The sequence below is a fragment of the Marinomonas mediterranea MMB-1 genome (genome assembly GCF_000192865.1).
Classification (GTDB): Bacteria; Pseudomonadota; Gammaproteobacteria; order Pseudomonadales; family Marinomonadaceae; genus Marinomonas; species Marinomonas mediterranea.
Map to the genome: position 1 here is coordinate 882,908 of NC_015276.1, position 13,514 is coordinate 896,421.

Below are 13,514 nucleotides of genomic sequence, written 5' to 3' on the forward strand. Positions count from 1 at the left end.
TTTCCTAAAGTTTCCATTTGAGTACCTTTTATTGTTTTGGCAGCACACTGTTAGTGCGCTGCGCTTGTTAATTTAGTCGATTAGTTCTAAGTCAGCTTCTTGGCAAAAATTCTTCAGGCCATTTGCGCCCAATGTTGCGTAGGTAAGAGGATGCGCAACAGATGGATCTTGCTCCGCCTCTACCACTAACCAACCAGAGTAGTTACTTGCTTTTAACTGTTTGAACAGGCGGCCATAATCGATAAAACCATCGCTTGGGACTGTAAAGGCGCCATTTAGCATTGCTCGCAAGAACGGAAGATCTCGATTAAGAGCATCTTTTAGAATCTCGGGACGCATGTCTTTACAATGAAGGTGGTTAATACGATCAGCGTGCTTCTCTTGTACCGCGTATGGGCTTCCGCCAGCAAACGTCATGTGGCCAGTATCAAGCAATAGTCCAACAGAAGGGCCGGTGTGCTTCATCAGCAGATCCACTTCTTCTTCCGTTTGTATCACAGTACCCATATGGTGGTGATACGCGATTTGAACACCTTCAGATAGCGTGAAATCTGCCACTTTCGTTAGCTTTTCACCGAGCTCTGCAATTTGCTCCTCAGTTAGGCGAGGGCGGTGTGACAGAGGAGTATCAATGTCTCCGTGAATACAGCCTGTTACTTCACAGTAAACCATTGCTTTAGCGCCTAAGCTTTTTAGCAGATGCAAATGAGGTTTAATGGCCTCAATTTCTTCTTCTACGCTGCGGCTTAGAAGCTCTCCACTGAACCAACCAGATACCAAGTCCAAGCCATGTTCTTTTAGAATTGGGTCTAGTACTTCAGGATCACGTGGGAATTTCTGGCCTAGTTCGAAGCCGCTGAACCCCGCTTGCTTGCCTTCAGAAAGGCATGTTTCAAGGGGCGTACCCGCTCCAAGTGTAGGAAGGTCGTCGTTGGTCCACGATAGTGGATTAATACCTAGGCGAACACTCATTATTCATTCTCCAGCTTATTATTCTTAGACGTATAGTCGTTTTACTGTGTAAGTTAGTAAGGTTGTTTCTTTTTAGCGTCGACATAGTTCTCGCGAGCTGTGTTGACTTCTGTACGAACTGACACTTCAGGTACAGCAACATCCCACCAGAAACCACCATCGGCTGTTAAATAGGGGTCTGTATCAAGCGTGACGACGTAAGTGCTATCAGCGGCTTTTGCACGCGCCATTGCTTGTTCTAGTTCGGCAATAGAGCCTACTTTTTCAGAAGTCGCTCCCATTGCAGCAGCGTGAGCAGCGAAATCAAGTTTTGGTGCGCCACCCTCGATCGTCACACAGTCTTCCAACAAGTTGTTGAATGGTGCACCACCGGTTGCGTTTTGCAGGCGGTTGATACAGCCGTAACCACGGTTATCAAGGACAACGACGATAAGCTTGTGTCCCATCATTACGCTGGTGGCAAGCTCAGAGTTCATCATCATGTATGAACCATCACCAACGACAACAATGACATCGTTATCAGGGTTCGCCATTTTGACGCCTAACCCGCCTGCGATCTCATAACCCATGCAGGAGTAGCCATATTCCACGTGGTAGCCTTTAGCTTGATCTGTGCGCCATAACTTATGAAGATCACCTGGTAATCCACCTGCCGCACAGACAACAACGTCATTTGGATTGACATGACGCTTCACAGCGCCCAGTACTTGCGCGTCAGAAGGTAAGCCTGTTCGCGTTTCTACGCCTTCAGCAGCGGTTACTTTGTCGTAATACTGATTCCACGTTGCAATCGCATCTTGACCTTCTGCTAACCAGCCGCTTTGTGCAGACCAACTCTCTAACCCTGAGCTCAAAGCTTGTAGTCCAAGCTTTGCATCGACAACCAGTGATTGAGCGTTGTGTTTTATGGCATCAAAGGCCGCAACATTAAGTTGAATTAGTGTCGCTTCAGGGTTACCAAACAGGGTACGTGATGCTGTTGTAAAGTCCTGAAGACGCGTGCCCACTGCGAGTACAACATCGGCTTTCTGCGCTAATTGGTTAGCGGCATTGGAACCTGTTACACCGATGGCACCGACGTAATTTGGGTGATTCCAAGCAATGGAGCCTTTGCCTGCCTGCGTCTCTGCGACAGGAATGCCGTGTTTTTCGGCAAATTCGTGCAGCTCTGAGTAAGCTTCTGAATAGTGAACGCCACCACCTGAAATGATAATCGGGTTTTTAGCGGCTTTTAGTGTCGCAATGGCTTCATCTAATTCAAAGGTATCGGCGCCTTGACGACGTACACGGTGTACTTTTTCATCAAAGAAGCTTTCTGGGAAATCGTAAGCTTCTGCTTGTACATCTTGACTCAAGCAAAGTGTTACTGGGCCGCAATCAACCGAGTCCGTCAGTACTCGCATTGCTTGTGGCAAACTTGTAATAATCTGCTCTGGGCGAGTGATTCGGTCAAAGTAACGGCTTACCGGACGGAAGCAATCGTTGGTACTAATGGTTGGGTCACCGAAGCTCTCAACTTGTTGAAGTACCGGATCTGGAGTGCGATTTGCAAACGTGTCACCCGGAAGGAATAAAACGGGCAAACGGTTTACGTGCGCCAATGCAGCGGCGGTCACCATATTAGCCGCACCTGGGCCAATAGAAGTGGTACATGCCATCATCTGACGACGATTATGAGCTTTCGCATAAGCAATGGCAGCATGAGCCATGCCCTGTTCATTATGAGCTCGGTAGGTTGGTAGCGTTTCTTTTACTTCGTGTAACGCTTCGCCTAACCCTGCTACGTTGCCGTGACCAAAGATACCCCAAACACCGGCGAACATAGGTTGAACGCCGTCGTTGGTTTGTACTTTTTGAGCCATCAAATAGCGCACGAGCGCTTGTGCCATAGTGAGTTTAATTGTTTTCATCTTTCTGCTTCCTCAATCTATGCAGATTGGCGTTTTTTCCAGTAAGAAACCAACTCTAAGTAGTTAGAGACAATGGCTTCAATAAGCTGTTCATCGTTGTAGCGTCCCGCTAACCATTCGCGACTTGGTGCACCGAAGATAGAGCGACCAACCGCGAAACCTTTAACAATGTCAAAACCGGCACTGTTGTTGAAGCCTTGCTGTAGCTCATCCATCGGAGCGTCTAGACCAAGCATGACGACGCCGCGGCAGTGCGAGTCGAACTGATCAACGATTTTTGTGATCTCAGCCCAGTTGCTTGGTGTTTGCGGTGGCAGTTTCCACCAGTCTGGACGAACACCTAGATTGTAGAAACGCTGGACAGAGTGGGTGTAAACGGTATCGTCGAATTCTTTGTCACGTGGTGGAATTAACTCCAACAACAGTTCGTGACCAGATGCACAGCATGCTTTGTATAACTCGATGACTTGACGTTCTTGAGCGGCACGAAGATCCGCTTCATCTTGGTTGTGGTAGAACACCAAACATTTAACGATATGCTCTTTAGGCCACGTTTTTAGTCGAGAGCCAATGCTACGGCCGCCTTCAAGTTCGATAGGGCGAGAGCTTGGTAGTTCAACCGGACGGCCAATCCACATGTTTTGACCTGTTACGTCGTTTAATGCATCTTGACCGTAAGTGTCGTCAATCAGTACGCCGTATTGGCTATCACCGATTTCTTTAATGCCAACGTTTAATGCTTTAACTAATAAGCGTTTTAGTGGTTTGACGCGAGACGGATCGACACCTTCTTCTTTCGCCATGTCGAACAGTTGCTTACGATGGTCGAATGCAAAGATACAGAGGTCCTGCCAATCGTAAGGAAGACGCTCAGTGGTTACTCTGTGAAGGTGGTTTAACTCAGTATCAAGATCTGGGCGTGCAATTTCATGAGCGTGTTCTAAGTAGTAATCTAGCTCTTCTGCGCTTGGAATCGCAGGTGCGCAGCCGTGACGGGAGACAACTAGAGCACCACATGCGTTTGCATAAGCACAGCATTGTTCTGGAGATTTTTCTCTGATCCAACCGCGAAGGAAACCACTCATAAAGGCATCGCCAGCACCTAATACGTTCAGTACGTCGACGCGAACACCTGTAAATACTTCAAAGTCGTTTTCACTCTCAGGAATACCTCCCTCAAGTACAGTACAACCAAGGGCGCCTAATTTTAGGACAATGGTTGCGTTGCTCAATTCTCGGATTTTTTTAAGGGCGGTGATCGTGTCAGTGCTTCCACCTGTAATGTGTACTTCTTCTTCCGTACCGACGATCAGGTCAAAATCACCCAAAATCGATTGCATATGAGCCGAAACTTCGTCGTTTGAGATAAAGCGAGTCTCGCCATCACCTGGGTTTGTTAGCCCCCAAAGAACAGGTCGATAGTCAATATCTAAAGCACACTTAGTGCCCGCTGCCTTCGCATATTCAATGGCTTTTTTACTGGTTGCATACGTGCTTTCAGTGGAGAAGTGAGTGCCCGTGATGACAAGCGCTTTAGCAGAACCAATAAAGTCCGCGTCGAAGTCATCTTCGCTAACGGCCATGTCTGCGCAGTCATTACGGTAGAAAATAAGGGGGAAAGTATCTTGATCTTTTATGCCGAGAACAACAAGGCCAGTTAAGCGCTCGTTATCTGTAATCAGATGGCTAGTATCTACGCCAACACGGTCTAACTCTTCTTTTACAAAACGTCCCATATGCTCATTACCAACGCGTGTGAGCATTGCGCTTTTTAAACCAAGACGAGCTGTTCCATACGCCATATTGCCTGATGAACCACCAAGATATTTAGCAAAGCTCGAAACGTCTTCTAGACGACTACCAATCTGTTCTGCGTAGATGTCTACCGCAGCACGGCCGAGACATATTAAATCTAAGTTTTTATCGCTGGGCATGGTGCACATTCTCCCGTGTCAGCTAAATTGTGGGATTTCTGTCTAAGTGCGCTCTTGCACAAAGGGTCAAAATCTATTGTTAGTGTTATTATGTGAAATCTAGATTAGAATGTTTGTTCTATTTTATCAACTTTTTGGAAAATACTTTTTTATTAAGTTTTTTCTTGCTTTTTTGTTGATATTAAAATGTAATAAAAAACAGATGGTTAACAAATATTTTTGATCCAAGGTTGGCGCTCCTATCAATACTTTGAATAATGGAATATCTATTCTAAAATATTTCTTTCTGTTTGAATTTTGAACGATTTTGTTTGTGGTTTGCTTGTTGCGACTTGTTACAACGGTTTCTTGTAAGCATCCTAGCGTGCGTTTCCATTGCGGTTTAATGTTAAAAATATGCAAATTGATGTGCGTTTAGCTGCTTGGTTATTCGGTTAGTCGCTTGGGATTTTCACGATAAAAGATAAGATTGAGCTCATAAAAAAGCCCTCAGTATTTCTATTGAGGGCTTTTTATTTGTTGTTTATTCAGGTTGTTCTATTCGTCAGAAGGTGTGTTTTCGTCAAATGTATATAGATACTTCCAAAGGCAGTAAAACGTAAGTCCTGTGAAGATGATTCCCCAAAAAGAATTGCCGCCTAGCCATTCTAGCACGCTCCAGCCAGCACAAAATAAGGTCACGGCGATTCGACGCCAAAGAGGAAGGAAGAACTTGTATTCGGACTCGTTCACGTTAATTACCTATTTTTATTAAAATATTTCGAACAAATGTATAATTAGACATATTATATAGATCTAAGTTAGAATTTTTGTTCTAAAAATGCAACTGATAATTAGAGGTGTGGCAGTTTGCTAAGCGCCTCAGGTCAATGTAACGAAAGCTTGGGCTGCGATAGTGCGCCTACCCGATAGGTTTTTGACTGTGCGTCTCTAAGAGTATTGGTGAAAATAGGAAAGGATGGCCGTTGCGTAATATTAAAATTAAGAAATAAGTGAGTGTTGTATGCCATCAGAAAATACGCTGAAATCTCTGTCAGAATTAAACGAAGTAATCAAAAAAGAGCACCCCACCTTGAGTAAGCGTTTACGTCAAGTTGCTGAGTTTGTCATAGATTCTCCAAGCGATGTGGCATTTGGTACGGTTGCGGTGTTATCAGAGCAGGCAGGCGTTCATCCTTCGACGTGGGTTAGGTTTGCTAACTCATTTGGCTTTAGAGGCTTCAGCGAGATGCAGAAGCTCTTTCAGCAGAGTTTGATGGAAGAGTCGCCGAACTATCAAGATCGAATCCGTATGGCTCGCAGCGCCAAGGGTGTTGAGGAGCAAGAGCAATCCCCACACCGTCTGCTCAAGCGTTTTTCTGAAGGGAACTCTCTTGCCCTTCAGCACTTGTCTGAAACAACTTCATCTGCGGAACTTGAGAAAGCGATCGATATACTTGCGGACGCACATGCTGCGCATATTGTAGGTGTTCGTCGTGCCTTTGTCGTAGCAAGTTACTTTGCTTATGCTTTTCGTCACATTGATCGAAAAGCCTATTTGGTGGATGGCGTCGGTGGTATGTATAAAGAGCAAGCGAGTACGTTGGATCAAAATGACGTATTGATTGCGGTGAGTTTTAGACCGTATGCGGAGGAGACGCAATCAGTTGCCCGTGAGGCCGCCGCTAAAGGCGTTCCATTGATTGTGATTACGGATAACCAAATTAGTCCATTGGCCTCGATAGCGTCGGTCTCGTTTGTTGTGAAAGAGGCCGAAATTGATTCGTTTCGATCACTTTCTTCCTCTCTTTGTTTGGCGCAGTCCTTAACAATCGGGTTAGCTCACGAATTGGATCGCCGTGAGCAAAGTGCGAGTAGCGCCGACTGAATAAGTTAGGTGATTTAGCCAGTTAAATGCGTTAGTAAGTTAAATAGAGAGCAAAAAAAGCCAAACTGTCTGTTTGGCTTTTTTTATGGCGCTTTTGCGAGAGGCTTTTTAACAAGTACTTTCTTACGCGTACTTTTTAATAAGTACTTGCTTGTGCTTGGCTACTTAGTAGCTTGCTCAGCAAGTGTCTTTTTGTCTCGCTCGATGATCCACTCATGATCTTTGTCATTGTGGAAGATCCAGTTACGAGAAGGGCCAGCCATCACATTTAAGTAGTAGGATTGGTAGCCATGCGGTACACCAACTGGGTGATAGCCTTCTGGAACCATGACCACATCACCATCTTCAACGGACATGGTTTCATCTAGACTGCGATCGTCATTGTAAACACGCTGGAAGACAAAGCCTTGTGGCGGATCAATCTTGTGGTAGTAGGTTTCTTCTAGTTGCGTTTCTGCAGGAGCGGCATCTTGGTCGTGCTTATGAGGAGGGTAGCTTGACCAGTTTCCACTTGGTGTGACAACTTCACAAACGAGTAGGCTGTCTGCCGCTAGGTTACCGAAGAGAACATTGCAAACGTGGCGTGTATTTGTGCCCACTCCGCGTGTCTCGAATTGGCAGTCTTCTGGGCGGATGAGTCGAGCAGAGTAGTTGCCTTTACTTGGTGCTTTACAAACACCAAGCTCAATGTCGCTAATGGCAGTGATCTTGATGGTATCTTGTGCTGGCGCGTAGACTGCAAACGGTGCTTTTAGATCGAAGACTGATTCACGGTCGCCGATGTCGTCCCAACTGTTTTCGTTGGTCGATGCATTTACTTTACCGCCAAGCAGAACCACGCAAACTTCGTTCGATTCCGTTGCGATTTCAAAGTTTTGTCCAGCTTTTAATGTGTGTGCTTCAAAGCCGACATAAGTCCACTTTGCAGATTCTGGAGTGATGTTTTGAGTCATTGAGCTGTCTGGAGAGACGCGCTTCTTAGATAGCAAGTGGGACATGCCGTAACTCCCTGGGAATTTTTATTGTGCGAATATGGTTTGGGTTTAGTCAACTACATTAAACCAACGTCCATTCTAAAACAATATTTTTAGAACATTTATTTCGTTTTTGCAATATGACTAATGCTGTTGCTTTAATAGTTTGACTGTATTTTTCGTTACGCAAAAAAAATGCACTGCGAGGATGAATCCAAGCAGTGCAAATAAAGCCTTGTTAACTTAAAAGTTTAGAACCCGGCTTCCAGAGAAATCGATTAGATAGATGTCGCTACTGCTGCATCCGTCTTCTTAGACTCGATACATGCAAGCGCTACTTCAAGTGCGCGGCGAGCGTCAATACCTGTAGGGCCTTCTACTTTACCCGTTTGGATTGCAGTAGCAAAAGCGCTTACTTGAGCAGTGTAGGCATCAGCGAAGATGTCTGAATCCATGCGCCATGTATCGTCTTTCGAACCGTCTTTGTCCATCAAAGTCATGTTTGATTTACGAACATCGCCCATTTGAACCATGCCGCCAGAACCAAGAACTTCAGCGCGAACATCGTAGCCGTACATTGCACAGAAGTTTGCTTCAGCGACAGCGAAAGCACTGTTGTCAAAACGAAGAGTAACTGTTGCAACGTCTAAATGACCGTGCTCTTGTGCATCTGGACGAACTAGAGCATCAGCCAATGCGCGTACTTCAGTTACTTTTGCGCCTTCGTTCAACCACAATAGTGTGTCGAAGTCGTGGATCAATGTTTCGTAGAAAATAGTCCAAGTAGGGATTTTGAAAGGATCGCCGCCCCATGGACCTGGATCACGAGTCAAAGAACGTAATTGCTGTGGTGTACCGATAGAGCCGTTAACGATTTGAGTTTTTGCGTCTGAAAATGCACGATCCCAGCGTCAATTTCTTCTAGTGTTAGGCCAGGCCTGCTGGCTTTTCACAGAATACGTGTTTGCCTTTAGATGCAAAATACTCAGCAATAGGTGCGTGGAAGCGTGCTGGAGAAGCGATGATTACACTGTCTATATCTGGGTTGTTTGCGATTTCTTCTTGGCTATCAGTAATGTATTCACAGCCTAATTTCTCGCCTAATGCTTTGGCACCTTCAAGATTCATATCAAGAATCCCGTATAGGTTGGCATTTGTCATGCGAAATGCAACGTTTTCTGCGTGATGAGAACCCATGCGACCTGCGCCGACTAGAACTAGATTAGCTACTTTTTTTTGTCATTGTTTTGGTTTCTAAGTATCAATGAGTTTGGCTACACGCTGAATTGTTGTGCGTATAGCCGAAGAAAAATTAAACGTCCAGAGTGAATGCAGAGCGGAATGCTTCAAGCGCCGCTTCATCATCACCTTTAGCAAAGGCTTCCATACCAACAGGGCCACGGTAGCCCATGTCGTACAAGCCTTTAGCCACGCCAGCGTAGTTGATTTCACCTGTGCCTGGCTCACAACGACCTGGGTTATCAGCAACTTGAACTTCACCGATCCAAGGTAGGCATTTTTCGCACCAGCGAATTAAGTCGCCTTCGTCAATTTGCGTATGGTATAGGTCTAAGTTAATGCGTAGTTCAGGGCGGTTAATAGAAGAAACAAGTGCAAGCACGTCTTCTGTCGCGCCAAATGGGCAACCAGGGTGGTCTAGCAAGTTTAGATTCTCAAGCGTAAATACAACGCCTTCTTTCTCTGCTAGGTCACAGATACGGTTCAATGTGTCGCGTGCTTTTAACCACATAGAGCCAGAAACACGTTCGTGTTGCCAGATAGGAATGCCGCCATCGCCAAGACCTGTGCCGTGTAGGTTTAGACGGTGAACGCCTAATCTTTTACCTACGACAATCGTTTCAGTGGCTGACTTTAATAGCATGTCTGCGCCTTCATCATCTGCCAGACGGCCTTCTAAATAACCGTTCATGATGGTGTAGGTCGCGCCAGTCTTTTCTAGTTTAGTCAGATCGTGGTTTGGCCAGTTCCAAAGACCTACGCCAAATCCCATTTCATGAAGACGGGAAGCGCGCCATTCAATTGGCTTGTCATTCCACAACATTTCTGCACAGGCAGCGAGTTGAAAAGGTTGGTTGCTCATTTTTAATTATTCTCATATTGGTTGGTATTACGGTCTTAATTATTGACCTTAATGCCAGGGGTTGCATGAGAAATCTCGATCAGGTTTAGATGGAATCATCCCTTCAATTATTTACATCGCCTATCTCTTCCGGTGGATAGGCAACCCTGCTTCCTGACTGCCCGCGTGTGCAATCAACTCGAGTAGAGTATGTACCCGCCAATAATTCAAAGTAAATCGAATTTAATCGCCTAAAATCAGTGATTTTTCTTTAAAAAACAGATATATAAAAAATGGCGCTTCGGTAAGAAGCGCCATTTCAAATGAAACGTGACAAGCTCTCAGTAACAGATTAGTTACGGTTCGCGTAGTCTTCCATGTTTGATGGAACAACAAGCTCAAATGGAACCCAAACTTCTTGAGGTACATCTTCACCGTTTGCTAATTTGACAGCGATATCAACAGAACCTGCGCCTTGACCCGCCGGATCCTGGAATACAGTGACATCTAGATCGCCTTCGCGCATCGCTTGAAGTGCATCTTGTGTTGCGTCAACACCAGCGACAACGATTTTGTCCATATCTTTACTAACGGCTTTCAATGCTTGAATTGCAACGATCGCCATTTCGTCGTTGTTTGCAATAACGCCATCGAATTCAACGCCAGCAGACAACCAGTTTGTCATGATGTCACTGGCCATAGTGCGTTGCCAAAGACCTGTTTGTTTCTCAACAATTTTGATGTTGCTACATTCGTCTGTTTCTAGAACGTCGTAGATATCTTGAGTACGCTGAATACCTGTTTGGTCAGTCAATGCGCCCATTAGAACAACGATCTCGCCTTTACCTTCCATTAGGCGACAAACTTCTTTAGTTTGAAGTGTGCCAGAATCAATTTCGTTCGAAGCGATGAAGGCTTGGTTATCAGGAAGTAAGTCTACGTTGATTGGCTGATGGTTTACGTAAACAAGTGGGATATTCGTGTATTGAGCGTCATCATTCATAGAAACTGTTGCATCAGTATCTACAGGGCTGACGATAATAGCGTCAACGTCGGCAGCGATGGAGTTTTGGATTTGGTTTAGCTGAGTACCTACTTCGTTTTTCGCATCTTCAACTTGAAGCTCGACGTTATCTAGCTCGTCTCCACGTTTCTCGATTGCATTTCGAAGAAGGGCAATAAAGTTATCATCAAAGGTTGCCATTGATACACTGATTCGAAGATCAGCTGCAAAACTCATTGGGCTTAATGTCGATGCCATCAAAGATGCTAACACTAGTTTTTCATATTGTTATTCTCCTAGTTTATGTGATGTAGCAGGAACCACATTATTGGGTGGTTGAGTTAAGTATGCACTCGTGTGCAAAAAAAACTCGCCAACAAAAAAAAGAACAAAAAATGCCAAAAATATTTTTATGGAATAAATGTGTCGCGGTGGTGAATTGTTAGGTTCCTGCATTATTGCTCAAAATAGACTATATTCGAGTTCAATCAGTTTAAGAATAGACATAAAAATAATAAATGAAATGTTCTTCACGAATAACTGCTTCAGAAGTGGTGGAGAAAGCGGGAGTATCAAGATGGACAGTATCTCGTGCATTTACCCTAGGCAAACCTATTTCTGAAGACGTCAAAAAAAGAGTCCGTTCTGCGGCTAAAGAGCTAGGCTACAAACCTAATTTATTGGCGAGAAGCTTATCGACTAAATGAACTGGGCTCGTCGCGGTCGTTGTGGATCATTTTGAAAACCAAAATGTGATCAAAGTGCTTGGTAAACTAACGTCTGCGCTTCAAAAGCAGGGCCTTCGAGTTCTGCTTATCAATGTTACGCATGGCGATAATGTCTCAGAGTTTGTCGAACTTGCGGATCAGCATCAGGCTGACGGTGTCATCTTTTTAGGGGCAACACTCACCGAAGACTTCATATCAACCGCTCGAGAAATCACTCGCATTCCACTCGTCGTAGCGTTTCGTGATTGCTATCTTGACGAGCCATTAGTTATCAATACAAATGACACTAAAGCTGGTGAACAGATCGCTGACCTGTGTATTAAGGAAGGCGCTAAAACGTTTGCTTACCTCTCCAGCCCGCAAAACACATCAACCTATTTAAAACGTAAAGACGCATACGAAGCCCGCTTGAAAGAGTGTGGCTTTACGTTAGATCGTCATATTGAAATAGGGCGATACGATCAGTTTCTAGCGTCCGAAATATTTGGTCGCTATCTTGATAAGACGCCAATAGTAGAACGTGTTGACGCCGTTTTTTGTGAGAACGATACCATCGCCTTTGGTGTGATTGATGCTCTCAAGCTTAAAGGTGGCTATGCGCAAATGAGTGTCGTAGGGTTTGATAATGTGCCTTTTGGCGCAAGCAGTGCTTACTAACTTACTTCGTACAGCCCTCCAACGAGTCGGATTATTACGTGAGCCATTCGAGCTATTACGAATCGAGATGTCAGCTCTTTAGAGTTAGATGGTGAACTAGCGCTACGTGAATCTCATAAGATTAAGAAGCCGCCATTAGAAAAATAAAAAGCGAGGTACGGTATGAACGAGAAAACATGTTTTCTTTCCACTCAGGATGTATCCGTAAAGGATCTTGATGCCTTAATTAAAAGGCGCACTGATGTCAGTGAATACTCGCTTTCAAGTGCGGTAGTTCATAATGTTCTGGTGTATGATGCATCACGTGTTATCACGGCTGCTCAGAAAAACCGCCAAGCAGTCATGGCTGAATTCCATAAAGTACTTTCTGACGGCCCCGGCGTTTTTGTCATAAAAAAAGCGTATCGAGATTTGAGCATTGTAGACGATCAAACCGTCGTTTTTAATGCTTTGCTAAAAGAAGAGTCTGCTAATCGAAAGGTTGCTGATCATTTCGCCGAAGCGGGGGCAAATGGCCGTCTTTGGAACGCGCTACAGAAGTCCGCACTACGAGATCCAGCCGTATTCGTAAAATACAATGCCAACCCACTATTAGGGTTAGCCTCTGAATCTTGGCTGGGTACAGGTTGGCAGCTTACCTCACAAGTCAATATTGTTCCTCCTGGTGGAAAAGCGCAAAAACCTCACCGTGATTATCACCTCGGTTTTCAAACCAATGATGTAGCGGAAGGCTTTCCGCGTTCTACACACACGTTATCGAGCCTGCTTACTCTTCAGGGCATGATCGCACATTCAGACATGCCAGTAGAGTCAGGTCCGACATTACTTTTACCGTATTCCCACCAGTATGAGTTAGGCTACCTTGCGTGGCGCGATCCAGATATCATTGCATACTTCGATGAGCACGCTGTTCAGTTAGCACTAGAAAAAGGCGATATGGTCTTTTTTAATCCTGCTTTGTTTCATGCTGCAGGTACTAATACAACGCAAGATGTTTACCGTGCGGCGAACCTAGTGCAAGTCTCTTCTGCATTTGGTAAAACAATGGAAAGCATTGACCGAGAAGCGATGATGAATGCGGTTTACCCCATCCTTCTTCAAATGCGTAATAGTGAGCAACTTACTGAACAAGAAGGCGAGGCGGTAATTCAAGCGGTTGCCGATGGCTATTCATTCCCCACTAATTTAGACAGAGATCCACCTTTGGATGGCCTTGCACCAGAAACGGAACAAGCCTTTATGTCTCGTGCGATAAAAGAATGTATGGATAGCGCATGTTTTGCTGAAACGCTTCGCGAGATTAAAGCAAGGAGAAGTGCTTAGGGAACCTGCGAATAACTCAGTCTATTAGTCGCTCAGCGTTGAAGTTTTGCATTTGCGCTCTATAAA

11 protein-coding genes and 2 pseudogenes are annotated in these 13,514 nt (G+C 44.9%); 4 read left to right on the top strand and 9 right to left on the bottom strand.

All coding sequences use genetic code 11. The features are described from left to right. Positions 1 to 72: 72 nt before the first annotated feature. The 4 genes from iolE to MARME_RS21765 all read right to left on the bottom strand — a co-directional run bounded on the left by iolE (position 73) and on the right by MARME_RS21765 (position 5,548). Positions 73 to 972 (bottom strand): myo-inosose-2 dehydratase, encoded by a 900-nt coding sequence (gene iolE / locus MARME_RS04130; RefSeq protein ID WP_013660001.1) that lies wholly within the window; start codon positions 970 to 972, stop codon positions 73 to 75. A gap of 53 nt (positions 973 to 1,025) precedes the next feature. Then, positions 1,026 to 2,882 (bottom strand): 3D-(3,5/4)-trihydroxycyclohexane-1,2-dione acylhydrolase (decyclizing), encoded by a 1,857-nt coding sequence (iolD, locus tag MARME_RS04135; protein ID WP_013660002.1) that lies wholly within the window; start codon positions 2,880 to 2,882, stop codon positions 1,026 to 1,028. Positions 2,883 to 2,899: 17 nt separating this feature from the next. Next, the gene (locus tag MARME_RS04140; RefSeq protein WP_013660003.1) at positions 2,900 to 4,816 is read right to left on the bottom strand and encodes a bifunctional 5-dehydro-2-deoxygluconokinase/5-dehydro-2-deoxyphosphogluconate aldolase; all 1,917 of its coding nucleotides are present in this window, start codon (positions 4,814 to 4,816) and stop codon (positions 2,900 to 2,902) included. Between the two features lie 537 nt (positions 4,817 to 5,353). After that, a complete protein-coding gene (locus MARME_RS21765) occupies positions 5,354 to 5,548 on the bottom strand; it encodes a hypothetical protein (RefSeq protein WP_013660004.1) in 195 nt (64 codons plus the stop codon). Positions 5,549 to 5,819: 271 nt separating this feature from the next. Between MARME_RS21765 and MARME_RS04145 the strand changes: the two genes are divergently transcribed. Further along, complete coding sequence (locus MARME_RS04145; RefSeq protein ID WP_013660005.1) at positions 5,820 to 6,683, top strand: MurR/RpiR family transcriptional regulator; 864 nt, start codon at positions 5,820 to 5,822, stop codon at positions 6,681 to 6,683. A gap of 161 nt (positions 6,684 to 6,844) precedes the next feature. Here the strand turns inward: MARME_RS04145 and iolB are convergent, their stop codons facing one another. The 5 genes and pseudogenes from iolB to MARME_RS04165 form a co-directional block, all read right to left on the bottom strand. Further along, positions 6,845 to 7,681, bottom strand: a complete 837-nt coding sequence (gene iolB, locus MARME_RS04150; protein WP_013660006.1) for a 5-deoxy-glucuronate isomerase — start codon at positions 7,679 to 7,681, stop codon at positions 6,845 to 6,847. 254 nt (positions 7,682 to 7,935) lie between these two features. Continuing rightward, a pseudogene (locus MARME_RS22380) lies at positions 7,936 to 8,535 on the bottom strand (Gfo/Idh/MocA family oxidoreductase); the annotation flags it as partial. Between the two features lie 49 nt (positions 8,536 to 8,584). Continuing rightward, a pseudogene (locus MARME_RS22385) lies at positions 8,585 to 8,869 on the bottom strand (Gfo/Idh/MocA family oxidoreductase); the annotation flags it as partial. A gap of 100 nt (positions 8,870 to 8,969) precedes the next feature. Then, positions 8,970 to 9,758 carry a TIM barrel protein gene (locus tag MARME_RS04160; protein ID WP_013660007.1) on the bottom strand — a complete coding sequence of 263 codons (789 nt, stop codon included), beginning with the start codon at positions 9,756 to 9,758 and terminating at the stop codon, positions 8,970 to 8,972. Positions 9,759 to 10,089: 331 nt separating this feature from the next. Beyond that, the gene (locus MARME_RS04165; RefSeq protein ID WP_013660008.1) at positions 10,090 to 10,998 is read right to left on the bottom strand and encodes a sugar ABC transporter substrate-binding protein; all 909 of its coding nucleotides are present in this window, start codon (positions 10,996 to 10,998) and stop codon (positions 10,090 to 10,092) included. Between the two features lie 260 nt (positions 10,999 to 11,258). Here MARME_RS04165 and MARME_RS22835 point away from each other — a divergent pair, with 260 nt between their 5' ends. From MARME_RS22835 to MARME_RS04175, 3 genes are all read left to right on the top strand, one after another. Then, positions 11,259 to 11,447, top strand: a complete 189-nt coding sequence (locus MARME_RS22835; RefSeq protein ID WP_083799732.1) for a LacI family DNA-binding transcriptional regulator — start codon at positions 11,259 to 11,261, stop codon at positions 11,445 to 11,447. A 21-nt stretch (positions 11,448 to 11,468) separates the two neighbouring features. After that, positions 11,469 to 12,125: a substrate-binding domain-containing protein gene (locus tag MARME_RS04170; protein WP_049787746.1), complete on the top strand. Its 657-nt coding sequence runs from the start codon at positions 11,469 to 11,471 to the stop codon at positions 12,123 to 12,125. A gap of 162 nt (positions 12,126 to 12,287) precedes the next feature. Beyond that, positions 12,288 to 13,448 carry a phytanoyl-CoA dioxygenase family protein gene (locus MARME_RS04175; RefSeq protein ID WP_013660009.1) on the top strand — a complete coding sequence of 387 codons (1,161 nt, stop codon included), beginning with the start codon at positions 12,288 to 12,290 and terminating at the stop codon, positions 13,446 to 13,448. Positions 13,449 to 13,514 lie beyond the last annotated feature (66 nt).

What these genes read in the sequence shown, in the direction of transcription:
- iolE (WP_013660001.1), bottom strand. Translation starts at nt 972, where the DNA reads ATGAGTGTTCGCCTAGGTATTAATCCACTATCGTGGACCAACGACGAC.
- iolD (WP_013660002.1), bottom strand. Translation starts at nt 2,882, where the DNA reads ATGAAAACAATTAAACTCACTATGGCACAAGCGCTCGTGCGCTATTTG.
- MARME_RS04140 (WP_013660003.1), bottom strand. Translation starts at nt 4,816, where the DNA reads ATGCCCAGCGATAAAAACTTAGATTTAATATGTCTCGGCCGTGCTGCG.
- MARME_RS04145 (WP_013660005.1), top strand. Translation starts at nt 5,820, where the DNA reads ATGCCATCAGAAAATACGCTGAAATCTCTGTCAGAATTAAACGAAGTA.
- iolB (WP_013660006.1), bottom strand. Translation starts at nt 7,681, where the DNA reads ATGTCCCACTTGCTATCTAAGAAGCGCGTCTCTCCAGACAGCTCAATG.
- MARME_RS04160 (WP_013660007.1), bottom strand. Translation starts at nt 9,758, where the DNA reads ATGAGCAACCAACCTTTTCAACTCGCTGCCTGTGCAGAAATGTTGTGG.
- MARME_RS04165 (WP_013660008.1), bottom strand. Translation starts at nt 10,998, where the DNA reads ATGGCATCGACATTAAGCCCAATGAGTTTTGCAGCTGATCTTCGAATC.
- MARME_RS22835 (WP_083799732.1), top strand. Translation starts at nt 11,259, where the DNA reads ATGAAATGTTCTTCACGAATAACTGCTTCAGAAGTGGTGGAGAAAGCG.
- MARME_RS04175 (WP_013660009.1), top strand. Translation starts at nt 12,288, where the DNA reads ATGAACGAGAAAACATGTTTTCTTTCCACTCAGGATGTATCCGTAAAG.